Raw genomic sequence first — 11,427 nt, 5'->3', positions numbered from 1 at the left:
GCCGCTCGGCCGGGTGAACTACGGCCCGCGTCAGGTCCGTGAACCGGGAGGCGGGGCGGGGCGTGGTGTGCCGCAGAGACGAGCGGCTCATAGAGAAAGCCCAGGCCGACTGTGCCGACCTGGGCTTTCCTTGGGTGCGCCGCCAGGGACTCGAACCCCGGACCCGCTGATTAAGAGTCAGCTGCTCTAACCAACTGAGCTAGCGGCGCCCGCGATGTCCGTAACCTTAGCAGTCCCGCGAAGGTCACGCACATCGCTCGTTGATCGCAATCGCGTGGCTCAGCTCCGCCAGGCGCCACTCGAGAAGGGCACCGGCTCGCCGCGCAGGCCCGGCCCGTCGCCCCACTTCGTGACGACGTACTGGATCGGGATGTGGCCGAGGTCGCCGGCGACGGTCAGCGTGTCCTCGTTCCAGGTGGTGCCGGTGAGCTCGGCGAAGGTCTGGCCGTCGATGTCCAGCATCACGCCGCTGTCCGACGGGACGCCCGGGCCGCGGTCGCCGATGAAGAACTTGGCCTTCTTGCCCTTGTAGAAGATGTAGCCCTCGGTGCCGAGCGGCCAGCTCGGGCTGGCGAACAGCCCCTTCTGCATGGGCTTGCCGATGGCCGGCAGGCCCGTGTCGCCCTGACGGCCAGAGGCGTCGTCCCAGAAGTAGGAGCCGGTGGTGCTGCCCTGCAGCAGGACCTCCTCATGCGCCGGGATGGCGAGAGAGGGCTGGCGCGCCGGGATGGCGGCGGAAACGTTTGCGGCCTCGTTGACCGACTGCTCGACGGGCGCGGGCACGGCGGCCACGAGGGACGCGGTGACGGCCGCCGCGCCGACGAGAGTGGCCGCGGCGGTGAGGCGTCGGTTGCCACGCAGGTCAAACAGAGTCTTCATCAGGGCTGGGGATCTTTCGTGAGACGACAGAGAATGGCCATGCGTCATCAGAGGGCCTGCGCGTACGGCAGGCCGCAGAGACGGGCCACGTGTCCGGGTGAAAAGGAGAAGTCGGTCACCCGGAGGCGTGTGCGCTGAAGCTATGGCGATCGGCCGGAAGGCCGTCGTGAGTCAGACGTGTGATCCGAGATGCCTTGGCTCAGAGGTCGATGTGGGGTCACCCACGGTGATCTCCTCTCCAAGTCCAATCCAGCCACCGGTCGGCGGCAAACTGGACACTACAGGACGAGTCAGGATGGAGCAAAGTAAAAGCGGCATAGCGCCCAGAAGATCTACCTCTGCTCCTGTTTACCCCAAGTCGCGCCACGCCCCGCCGCCCCGGCTTCGTGATGTTGACGGTGCGTGACGGAGGTCCGTTCGATGAACGGCAAAGCCCGGAGGGCCGTACGGCAAGAGACCACAAAGGAAATCACCGGGGACGGCGCGATAAAGCAACTCGCCGCAAAAGCGGAGCCGCACAGTGAGAGGAAGACCGCGGTTTACGAAGGCAAAGGGTCCTTTTCCCGCGCCGGAGACCGCGGCTCGCCCATGGTCATAGCGCGAGCGTAGGGACCGATGGCGGGGCTCGCCCGTGGTCACAGCGCGAGCGGAGGGAACCGATGGCGCGGATCCCCCGTGGTCATGATGTGGGCGGAGAGGCAGAGGGCAGGCGGGAAGCGCGCGAACGGGCGAACGGGCGAACGGGCAGGTCAAAGCACGGCCCCCCTGTGCCCGGCCCATCAGCGCGGCGCCCCGTTCGGCCCGTCGGAGCCCCCTGTGCGGCAATCAGCGCCCGCTGTGCGGCCCGTCAGCGGCCTGTGCACGGCGCCTGGACGGAGCCGAGCCCCTGCTGCCGACGCCGGGACGAGCCTCCGCGCGCCACACGGACGGCCGCAGAGCTTCCCGGACGCGGAGAGAGTCTTCGGGACGGCCGAGGCAAAGCGGACCCGGCGGCCCGGACGGCGGGGGGAGGGGACGGACGGGAGGAGAACGGGTACAGGACCCTGAAAATGCCGGAGCCGGGCAGTCCCCCAACTGCCCGGCTCCGGATCAAAGCGGTTCCGCCAGGAATGCCCTCCCCAAAGGCACCGGCGGGTCCCCCGCTTTCCGGACGCGGTTCCCCCATCCGCGTCCTTTATCAAGAAAGTCTGTCGCCCTCTCCCGAGGACCTGCTTCAACACTACAAGGGGCCCTGTCATGAAGTCGTCATAGGCAGGTTGATTTCCGGCCTACATCCGAACGGGCCCCGCCAGCCCGTGCTACCGCCCGAGGTCCAGCCTGACCTCGGTGCCCTTCTGGAGCGACCGGCTCACCGTGCAGTGGCGCTCGTGGACCCGCTCGGCGACGGCCTCGAAGACCTCGCCGGAGTCCTCCGGGGCCAACTCCACGTCATAGGTCACGGTGACCGAGCGCAGCAGAGTCGGACTCTCCTTCTCGGCGGAGACCTCGACGGCCAGCCGTACGAGCCGGTGGCCGCGCTTGGCGGTGAGCGGCTCGACCGTCATGACGTTGCAGCCGCCGACGGCGGCCAGCAGCAGCTCCACCGGGCTGAACAGGCCGTCACCGGCGCCCATCTCGATCTCGGCGCCACGCTCGTTGCGGGCGACGAACCCGTCCTCGGTCCGCTCGACGCGTACAGAGCCCATGACCTCACCCTACTGGCAGCGCCAGCCGGACGAGCGTGCCTCCGCCGGGGGCGGGACTGGCCGACACGCTGCCGCCGTGGCTGTCCACGACCTGGCCCACGATCGCCAGGCCCAGCCCCGAGCCGGGCAGCTTCCGGGCCGAGGGCGCACGGTAGAAGCGGTCGAAGACGTGCGGCAGGTCGTCCGCGGAGATGCCGGGGCCGTGGTCGCGCACCGTCAGCACGCCGCCCCGCAGCGACACCTCGACCAGGCCGCCGGCCGGGCTGTACTTGGCCGCGTTGTCGAGCAGGTTGGCGACGGCCCGGGCGAGCCGGTCGGGCACGCCCCGCACCACCGTCGGCTCGGCCGACACGGAGTAGGCCGTCGAGGGCCAGTGCCTGGCCGCCCTGGCGACCTCCCGCTCCACGAGCTCGTCGAGGCGCACGCTCTCCACGAGCACGGCGGGCTCCTCGTCGCGGGCCAGCTCGACCACGTCGGAGACGAGGGCCGTGAGCTCCTCCAGGCCGCTCATCACGGCGCGGCTCACCTCCTCGTGGACCTCCTGCGGCAGGTCGCCCCTCATCAGCAGCTCGACGTTGGTGCGCAGGGCGGTGAGCGGCGTACGCAGCTCGTGGGAGGCGTCGGCGACGAGGCGCTTCTGCGACTTGGCGGAGCGTTCCAGCGCGTCGAGCATCGCGTTGAAGCTGCGGGCCAGGCTGCTCAGCTCGTCGTCCCCCGCCACGTCGATCCGGGTGGTCAGGTCGCGGGTGGTGGCCACCCGTCCCGCGGCGTCCTTGAGCGCGTTGACCGGCCGCAGCGCCGCGCGGGCGGCCAGCCAGCCGAGCGCCCCCGACAGCACCAGGCCGCCGAACGCCACGGCGACGAAGGGCCAGCCCAGGTCGTCCACGTCGGCGAGGGCGGCCAGCACGCCGTTGGGGGGCCGGTCGCCGTAGCCGCCGTAGCTCTCGTACGCTCCCCCGTAGTGGTCCATCGCCCACTCGACGCGGCGGCAGGTGATGACGTAGGCGGCCACGATCACGACGATCACGCTCACCGCGGCGGCCAGCGCCGAGGCCATCGCGAGCCGCCAGCGGAGCTTCACCGCTCCTCCCCGGTGGCGGGAGCAGCGGTGGGCTCCCTCAGCGCGTACCCGAGGCCGTGGACGGTGTGGATCAGCCGCGGCTCGCCCCCCGCCTCGGTCTTCTTGCGCAGGTAACCGATGTAGACCTCCAGCGGGTTGGACCCGGGCCGGAAGCCGTAGCCCCAGATGCGTTCGAGGATGAGCTGCCGGGTCAGCACCTGGCCGCCGTTGCGGATCAGCAGGTCCAGCAGGGCGTACTCGGTGCGGGTCAGGTCGATGAGCCGCCGGCCGCGCCGGGCCTGCCTGCTGTCGGGGAGCAGGACCAGGTCGGCGAAGCCGGCCTCCGGGGGCGGCGCGGCGCGGCGCAGCAGGGCACGCACCCGCGCGAACAGCTCCTCCAGCGCGAACGGCTTCACCAGGTAGTCGTCGGCGCCCGCGTCGAGGCCGGCCACCTTGTCGCCGATGCCGTCCAGGGCCGTCAGCATGAGCACCGGCAGCCGGTTGCCGTCGCCGCGCAGCGTACGGCAGACCTCGATGCCGTCCATGCCCGGCATGAGCACGTCGAGCACCACGAGGTCGGGCGCCACTCCGTCGATGGCGTCGAGGGCGTCCACGCCGTCCCCGGCGGTCGCAACGCCGTACCCCTCCACGCGCAGCGCCCGCGCTATCGCGTCGCGGACCTCGGGTTCGTCGTCGACGACGAGCACCTGTGTCTTGACCACGCCGCCATTGTGACGTGCGGAGATGAGAGGTTGCTGAGCGCAGGCCCCCGCGCTCAGGCGTCGGGGTGTTTGGACAGGTAGTCGACGTAGACCGGCCGGAGCGCGTCGCCGAGCTCACCCTCGCCCGCGCCGATCGCGTCGCTGAGCAGCGCCGAGACCCTGCTGAGGTCGTTCGCGGTCTCGTCGCTGTTGCCGCTGGCGGCCTCGGCCGCCGGGATGACCTTCAGCAGATCCCACAGGAATCCCAGGTCGCCGTGCCGTACGGCGTAGCGCACGGCGCGATCGTGCAGCTCCTTCGCGGGGAGCGACTCGAGCTCTTCCACGTCCATTCGATCTCACCCCCAACTGGTCGGTTTCCCCCAGGTTTGCCCCTTATACCCCCGAGACGAGAGAAAGACCGCCGGAATCGGGCGAGCTTTTTGCCGCTCCTCCCCGCCCCTGGCGCGGACCGCCTATTCCGGCCACACGCGATCCGCGCACTCTTTGCCGTGCCATGGAAGGATTCTTGAGGTGAAGGTCATACTCAAGATCATCGTGGTGGCCGCGGCCCTGTGGGCGTCCACCAAGCTGGTGGACGGCATCACCGTCAGCGCCGGCTCCACCGCCAAGCAGATCGGCACCCTCCTCGCGGTCGCGCTGATCTTCGGCCTCGTGAACGCCGTCATCAAGCCGATCATCAAGACGATCGGCTGCGCGTTCTACGTGCTCACGCTCGGGCTGTTCGCCCTGGTGGTGAACGCCGCCCTGCTGCTGCTCACGAGCTGGCTCGCCGAGCAGCTCGACCTCCCCTTCCACGTCGACGGGTTCGTGGCCGCCTTCTGGGGCGCCATCGTCGTCGGCGTGATCAGCTGGATCCTCAACATGATCCTCGGCGACGACTGACCGGCCCGGGGCGGGTGTGCCATCCGCCCCGGGGTCGCACCCGCCCGAAAATCATGTATTCTCAGTAGGGAATTAGGGAGACTTCTCGGAGAGGCCGGCCGATGAGCGTGGACGTGCACCAGCACCTGTGGACGCCGTCCCTCGTCGACGCGCTTCGCCGCCGCACCCGCCCGCCCTACCTGGACGGATGGACGCTCGTCCTCGACGGCGAGCCGCCGTACGAGGCGGATCCGGCCGACCACGACGTGGAGATCCGGCGCAAGCGCAACGCCCACCTCGGCCTCGCCCTCGTCTCCCTGTCGAGCCCGCTCGGGATCGAGCACCTGCCGCCGGAGGAGGCGTGGCCGCTCATCGACGCCTACCACGCCGACGCCCGCGCGCTGCCCGCACCGTTCGGCGCCTGGGCCGCCGCCCCGGTGACCGACCCCGATCCCGTACGGCTCGCCCGTGCCCTCGATCAGGGCCTGGCCGGGCTGCAGCTTCCGGCGACCGCGCTCGGGGACGCCCGGGGGCTGGCCCTGGCCGCCCCGCTGCTCGACGTGCTGGAGGACCGCGGCCTGCCGCTGTTCGTCCATCCGGGCCCCGCCGCGGCTGCGGGCCCTGCCTGGTGGGCCGCCGTCGTGCCGTACGTGCAGCAGATGCACGCCGCCTGGTACGCGTTCGAGGCCTTCGGCCGGCCCCGGCACCCCCGGTTGAAGGTGTGCTTCGCGCTGCTGGCCGGGCTGGCCCCGCTGCACCGGGAGCGCCAGCTGAGCCGGGGCGCGACCGGGCGCGGCCTGGTGGACCCCGATCTGTTCCTGGAGACGTCGTCCTACGGCCCCCGGGCCGCCGACGCGGTGATCCGCGAACTCGGGATCGACGTCCTCGTCGCCGGAAGCGACCAGCCGTACGCCGAGTCGGCGTGGCCGGACCCCGGCGACCCCGCACAACGAGCCATCGATCATGCCGTCCGCGTGGCCAATCCCGGCCGTCTGCTGTCCCGGAAGGAGTCGCACCCATGAGCACGCCCACGATCCAGGAAGGCGCGCTCTGTGCCTCCTTGGCCGACCTGCCCGCCCGCGCGCTCGACCGCCGCGAGCTGCTCGCCCTGGTCGAGGACCTGGCCGAGCGGCCCGAGCTGTGGCGTCACCACCTCAACTTCGAGGGCGCGGAGGACGGGGGACGCCACTACGTCTCGCTGCACCGCGACTCGTACGTGGACGTGTGGCTGCTGTGCTGGCGGCCCGGGGACGACACCGGCTGGCACGACCACGACGTCTCCTCCGGCGCGGTCCGCGTGGTGGCCGGCGAGCTGAAGGAGTGCAACCCGCGCATCGGCGGCGTCCACCTGGAGACGCCGGTCACGGAGGGCGAGGCCTTCTCGTTCGGGCCCGACCACATCCACCGGCTGACCGGCGAGGCGCCCGGCTCGGTCTCGATCCACGCGTACTCGCCGCCTCTGTGGCGCATGGGGCAGTACTCCATCACCGACGACGGGACCATGCGCCGTCTTTCGGTCGGGTACGCCGACGAATTGCGCCCGCTCGACCCGGCTTAGGACGGCTCGCGTAGTTCGTTCATCACAGAGGGTGACGCTAGGCTTCTGCCATGACCAGCGTGCTCGATGACTGGCTCCAGCCCCGTCCGGGAGGCGGGGCCGGGGGCGTCTCCGATCGGCTCTCCCGGCTCCGTCCCCCCGCCGACGAGCGGCGGGACGGCGAGGACGACGCCGATCACCCCGACGCCGGCCTCGTCCCCACGGGCCCCCAGACCCGATTCCGTGAGCGCATGACCTACGGCCTGCGCACGGCCCTGAACGCGCAGGTGCCGGGCGACCTGGTGGCGGTCAGTCGCATGGACGTGTTACTGGGACCGGATCGGCGCGCCCGTCCCGACGTGTCCCTGGTAGACGACCTCGCCGCCTCCGACGACCGGAGGACCTGCTACCTCCCCGAGGAGGTGCGCCTGGTCATCGAGGTCGTCGGCCCCGACTCGCCCGCCCCGGACCGCGACGTGCGGCCACGGCACTACGCGGCGGCCGGCATCCCCCACTTCTGGCGGGTCGAGAGCACCGACTGCCGCCCCTTCGTCTACTCCTTCGCACTCGACGCCGACGGCGCCGGATATCAGGTGACCGGCGTCCACCACACCCGCCTCGCGGTGGACGCCCCCTTCCCCATCGCCATCGACCTCGAACGGCTGCCGCGCTGACCAGCCGTTCCAGATCCGGCACACACTGGGCGGGATCCAGCGGGACCCCCGGGTCTGCCTGGGCGGGCCGGTTCGCGAAAGGCTCGGAAGAGTTCGGGGAGTTACTGCGCCGGGCGGCCGATGAAGGTGGTCCGGTTCCGCTCGGCGATCTCGGTGACGAGCGGGGCCAGTTCCTCCATCGGACGCCCGGGCGCGACGTTCGCGTCGAGGTCAGCGAAGAGCTTGCCCGTGCCGTCGGTCAGGCTGAAGGCCAGGAACTTCACGGCCTTGCTGCGCACCTCGATCGTGTGCACGGCGCCGGTGGGAACCGTGATCGACTCGCCGGGACCCATCTCGTACCGCTTGGAGCCCACCTGGACCGACATCCTGCCGTGCAGCACGTAGTACGACTCGGGCCAGGGGTGCCGGTGCGGCGGCACGAAGCTGCCTCGCTCTCCGTCGATCTCGAACAACTCGTACTCGCCGTCGGTGTGCTCCGCACCGACCTTGACGGTCGCGGTGCTGTCGACCGTGAACAGTTCCCTGCCCTCACCGGCGAGGCTGTGGTGGATCTGCTGGGGCATGCCCGTCTCCTTACTGTGTTTGGCCGAGGTCGCGGTCCCGGTGGGCACCGCGTCGCGCTTTCACGTTAGGAACGGGCGTCACGAGGCTCCATCCCGCGAGAGGGGTGATCACGGCGGGCGGCCACCCCCAGGAATCTGGGATGGTGTCCGGCGGAGCGCCCTTCGATACTGGGGCCATGGTGAACCAGGCACGGGCCGCGGAGGCCAAGCGGCTCCTGTCCACCCTTGCGACGGCCAGCTTGAGCCCCGTGGACGTCCAGCAGGAGGCGATCGAGGTGGTCGGCCGGGTCGTACCGTACGACGCCACCTGCTGGGCGGCCGTGGACCCGCAGACGATGCTGCCCACCGGTTCCGTGACGGTCGATCTCAACCCCTCGGCGCGGCAGGAGGCGCTGTTCGCCGAGATCGAGTACGGGCACGGACCGCCGGACGGCAACAGCTTCGCCGACCTGGCGCGCAGGGAGGTCCCCGTCGGACGGCTCACCGAACTGCCGTACGGGGAGGTCGTGCGGAGCCGTCGCGTCAACGAGCTCTACACGTCCATGGGCGTGGCCTTCGACCTCCGTGCGTCCTTCGTCAGCGGCGGGGCCTGCTGGGGAGTCGCGGGCCTGATGCGCGGATCCGACGGTTCCGACTTCTCCGCCGCCGAAGCCGGCTTCCTCGCCTCGGTGGCTCCGTTGATCGGGACGGCGTTGCGTACGGCGAGCCGGACCGTGCTGCCCGGCGCCGGCGGCGGTTCCGGCGGTCCCGTCGTGATCGTGCTCGGCGCCGGCGGCGATTTCACCGGCGTCACGCCGGCCGCGCGGGACTGGCTGGAGGCCTGGCAGGCCGCGCGTCCCGGCTGGCTCGGCGTCGCACTGCGCGGTGTGGCCGCCACGCTGTCCGGTTCCGCCACGGGCGCGGCGCACGCCCGCATGCGTGACATCACGGGCGCCTGGGTCGCGCTGCGCGCCGCGCCGCTGATGGACCTGGACGGCTCGTCGGCCGAGAGGGTGCTCATCACCGTCGAGCCGGTGCCCGCGGACGAGGTGATCGGGATCATGATGAGTTCCTACGCCCTGACCCCCCGGGAGCGGCAGGTCTGTGCGGAGGTGCTCACCGGCCGGTCCACCTCCGAGATCGCCGACGTGCTGCATCTGTCGGCCTACACCGTCCAGGACTACCTGAAGTCGATCTTCGCCAAGGTCGGCGTGCGCAGCCGCAACGAGCTCGTCAGCCGCCTCCGCGGTCTCTGATCGGGGGACACGACCTCGCGATCCGACCGCTCATCCGAGCGTCTCTGACTACCCCGTCGCGGGGCGGGCGGCGAGCACACCCGACACCAGTTGGAGGGCGCACGCCCCCAGCCCGGCGAGCAGGGGCACGGACCAGCCGCCGGACAGCTCGTGGAGCAGGCCGAACGCGAGCGGCCCGATCGCGGCCAGCACATAGCCGCTCGACTGGGCGACCGCCGACAGCGCGGTCACCGAGGCCGGATCGGGCGCCCGCAGCGTGATGATCAGCAGGGCGAGCGCGATCGAGGCCCCCTGGCCGAGCCCGAGGGCGATCATCCACAGCCACGGCGTGGTGGTGGGCGCGAGCAGCACGCCCAGATATCCGCCGACGGTCAGCAGCGCGGCCACGACCACGTGCGGCTTCTGGGATCGGGCCCGGCCCGCGTGCAGGGGGACGGCCAGCGCGGCGACGATCTGCACGAGGTTCGTCAGGCCCAGCAGATATCCCGCCTCGTCGGCGGGGAGGCCGGCGGCCTGGAACACGGTGGGCAGCCAGGCCAGCAGGACGTAGAAGGTCAGCGACTGCAGACCCATGAAGGCCATGACCGGCCACGTCGCGGGCGCGCGGAGCAGGGCCGCGTACGGCCGGTGGCCGGGGTCGCGGGACCGGGAACGGCCGTCCCGCCCTCCGACCCGTGCCGCCGGGTCCTGCGCGTCCGGCCTCGTGAGCACGGCCGGAGACGGCGACGCGACGGCCCGGCCCTGCCTCGTGAGCGCCACCCACCACAGGGCCGCCGCCAGCAGTGCGAGCAGGGCCGCCGACCCCGCCGCCGCCCGCCAGCCGACCTGCCCGGCCAGCGGGACCATCGCCGCCGAGGCCATGGCGGCCCCGCTCACCATGACCGAGACGTACAGACCGGTGAAGAGCCCGATCCTGCCGGGGAAGTGCTGCTTGACGAGGCCCGGCATGACGACGTTCATGACGGCGATGGCCGTGCCGGCCAGGGCGGCGCCGCAGTACAACGCGGGCACGCCGTCCGCGCTGCGCAGGGCGACACCGGCGGCCAGGACGAGCAGGCCGGCCAGCAGCGTGCGGTCGAGCCCGATCCGGGTGGCCAGCGCGGGCGCGGCCGGGGCGAGCAGGCCGAGGCACGCCACCATCACCGTGGTGATGGCGCCACCCCCGGCGGGGCTGAGGCCGAGGTCCCGCATGATGGCCGGGAGGAGCGGTGACACACCCGCGAGAGCGGGCCTCAGGTTGAGCGCCGCCAGGACGAAACCGCACACCAGCAGCAGGTTTCCCCGATAGGTCACAATCCCCCTCATCACCCGGAGAACCCTACCGGCCGGTGTCGCGCGCCCCGCCCGTCCACCGCCCGTCCACCGGCCGGCGCTAGGGTTCGGTCGGGAGGTGGGCGGTCATGGCGGAGGAGCACGTCCAGTCGCTGGCCCGGGGTCTGGCCGTGATCCGGGCGTTCGACGCGGCGAGCCCGGAGCTGACGCTCAGCGAGGTCGCCCGCAAGACCGGCCTCACCCGCGCCGCGGCGCGCAGGTTCCTGCTGACGCTCGCCGGCCTGGGCTACGTGCGGACCGACGGGCGCCTGTTCTCCCTGTCGCCCCGGGTACTCGAGCTGGGCTACGCCTACCTGTCGAGCCTCTCCCTGCCCGAGGTCGCGCTGCCGCACCTGGAGCGGCTCGTCTCCGAGGTGCACGAGTCGGCGTCGGTCTCCGTGCTGGACGACACCGACATCGTCTACGTGGCCCGGGTGCCGACGGCCCGGATCATGCGCGTGACGATCGCCATCGGCACCCGCTTTCCGGCGTACTGCACCTCCATGGGCCGGGTGCTGCTCGCGGGGCTCCCTCCGGAGGAGCTCGACGCCTACCTCGCCCGCGCCGACCTGGAGCGGCTGACCCCGCACACCACCACCTCGCCGGTCGCCCTGCGCGCCGCGCTCGACCGCGTACGGACCCAGGGCTGGGCCATGGTGGACCAGGAACTGGAGGAGGGGCTGCGCTCGATCGCCGCGCCGATCAGGGACCGTGGCGGCCGGGTGGTGGCGGCGGTCAACATCTCCTCGCACGCCAGCCGCACCACCCTGGAGTCGGCCCGCCGCGACCTGCTCCCCCCGCTGCTCGCCACCGCCGCAAGGATCGAGGCCGACCTGCGGGCCACCGGAGGCGCGAGCCGCGCGGAGCCCGGCAGTCCGTAATCCGGCACACCCCACGTCC

The 11,427-nt window shown here is 71.7% G+C and carries 13 protein-coding genes and 1 tRNA gene; 6 read left to right on the top strand and 8 right to left on the bottom strand.

Features of this window, described 5'->3' with window-relative positions; all coding sequences use genetic code 11:
- Positions 1 to 135 precede the first annotated feature (135 nt).
- The 6 genes from Msi02_RS05620 to Msi02_RS05595 form a co-directional block, all read right to left on the bottom strand.
- Positions 136 to 209: transfer RNA gene (locus Msi02_RS05620), tRNA-Lys, on the bottom strand.
- Between the two features lie 70 nt (positions 210 to 279).
- Positions 280 to 879 (bottom strand): hypothetical protein, encoded by a 600-nt coding sequence (locus Msi02_RS44425; protein WP_079312606.1) that lies wholly within the window; start codon positions 877 to 879, stop codon positions 280 to 282.
- Between the two features lie 1,298 nt (positions 880 to 2,177).
- Positions 2,178 to 2,564 carry an OsmC family protein gene (locus tag Msi02_RS05610; protein ID WP_204047355.1) on the bottom strand — a complete coding sequence of 129 codons (387 nt, stop codon included), beginning with the start codon at positions 2,562 to 2,564 and terminating at the stop codon, positions 2,178 to 2,180.
- Between the two features lie 4 nt (positions 2,565 to 2,568).
- Positions 2,569 to 3,645 (bottom strand): HAMP domain-containing sensor histidine kinase, encoded by a 1,077-nt coding sequence (locus Msi02_RS05605; RefSeq protein WP_079312608.1) that lies wholly within the window; start codon positions 3,643 to 3,645, stop codon positions 2,569 to 2,571.
- On the bottom strand, positions 3,642 to 4,346 hold the full coding sequence (locus Msi02_RS05600) for a response regulator transcription factor (protein ID WP_079312610.1): 705 nt from the start codon (positions 4,344 to 4,346) through the stop codon (positions 3,642 to 3,644). Before Msi02_RS05600 ends, Msi02_RS05605 begins: the two co-directional genes overlap by 4 nt.
- Positions 4,347 to 4,399: 53 nt before the next feature.
- On the bottom strand, positions 4,400 to 4,675 hold the full coding sequence (locus tag Msi02_RS05595) for a hypothetical protein (protein ID WP_076438988.1): 276 nt from the start codon (positions 4,673 to 4,675) through the stop codon (positions 4,400 to 4,402).
- A 181-nt stretch (positions 4,676 to 4,856) separates the two neighbouring features.
- Between Msi02_RS05595 and Msi02_RS05590 the strand changes: the two genes are divergently transcribed.
- The 4 genes from Msi02_RS05590 to Msi02_RS05575 all read left to right on the top strand — a co-directional run bounded on the left by Msi02_RS05590 (position 4,857) and on the right by Msi02_RS05575 (position 7,418).
- On the top strand, positions 4,857 to 5,228 hold the full coding sequence (locus Msi02_RS05590; RefSeq protein ID WP_076438990.1) for a phage holin family protein: 372 nt from the start codon (positions 4,857 to 4,859) through the stop codon (positions 5,226 to 5,228).
- Positions 5,229 to 5,329: 101 nt separating this feature from the next.
- Complete coding sequence (locus Msi02_RS05585; protein WP_079312612.1) at positions 5,330 to 6,229, top strand: amidohydrolase family protein; 900 nt, start codon at positions 5,330 to 5,332, stop codon at positions 6,227 to 6,229.
- Positions 6,226 to 6,765, top strand: coding sequence for a cysteine dioxygenase (locus tag Msi02_RS05580; protein WP_204047354.1), 540 nt, complete (start codon positions 6,226 to 6,228; stop codon positions 6,763 to 6,765). Before Msi02_RS05585 ends, Msi02_RS05580 begins: the two co-directional genes overlap by 4 nt.
- A gap of 50 nt (positions 6,766 to 6,815) precedes the next feature.
- Entirely contained in the window at positions 6,816 to 7,418 is a 603-nt protein-coding gene (locus Msi02_RS05575) for a Uma2 family endonuclease (RefSeq protein ID WP_204047353.1), read from the top strand.
- A 101-nt stretch (positions 7,419 to 7,519) separates the two neighbouring features.
- On the opposite strand, the gene Msi02_RS05570 is transcribed toward Msi02_RS05575, so the two are convergent.
- Entirely contained in the window at positions 7,520 to 7,981 is a 462-nt protein-coding gene (locus Msi02_RS05570) for a cupin domain-containing protein (RefSeq protein ID WP_204047352.1), read from the bottom strand.
- A gap of 176 nt (positions 7,982 to 8,157) precedes the next feature.
- On the opposite strand from Msi02_RS05570, the gene Msi02_RS05565 reads away from it, so the two are divergent.
- Positions 8,158 to 9,216, top strand: a complete 1,059-nt coding sequence (locus Msi02_RS05565; protein ID WP_204047351.1) for a helix-turn-helix transcriptional regulator — start codon at positions 8,158 to 8,160, stop codon at positions 9,214 to 9,216.
- A 48-nt stretch (positions 9,217 to 9,264) separates the two neighbouring features.
- On the opposite strand, the gene Msi02_RS05560 is transcribed toward Msi02_RS05565, so the two are convergent.
- Positions 9,265 to 10,521 carry an MFS transporter gene (locus Msi02_RS05560; RefSeq protein ID WP_204047350.1) on the bottom strand — a complete coding sequence of 419 codons (1,257 nt, stop codon included), beginning with the start codon at positions 10,519 to 10,521 and terminating at the stop codon, positions 9,265 to 9,267.
- 95 nt (positions 10,522 to 10,616) lie between these two features.
- Between Msi02_RS05560 and Msi02_RS05555 the strand changes: the two genes are divergently transcribed.
- Positions 10,617 to 11,408 (top strand): IclR family transcriptional regulator, encoded by a 792-nt coding sequence (locus tag Msi02_RS05555; protein WP_079312618.1) that lies wholly within the window; start codon positions 10,617 to 10,619, stop codon positions 11,406 to 11,408.
- Positions 11,409 to 11,427: the final 19 nt, after the last annotated feature.

Origin of the sequence: Microbispora siamensis (assembly GCF_016863095.1) — a bacterium.
Lineage (GTDB): Bacteria > Actinomycetota > Actinomycetes > Streptosporangiales > Streptosporangiaceae > Microbispora > Microbispora siamensis.
Note: the sequence above shows the minus strand (reverse complement) of the source record. Positions and strands in the feature narration are given on the sequence as shown.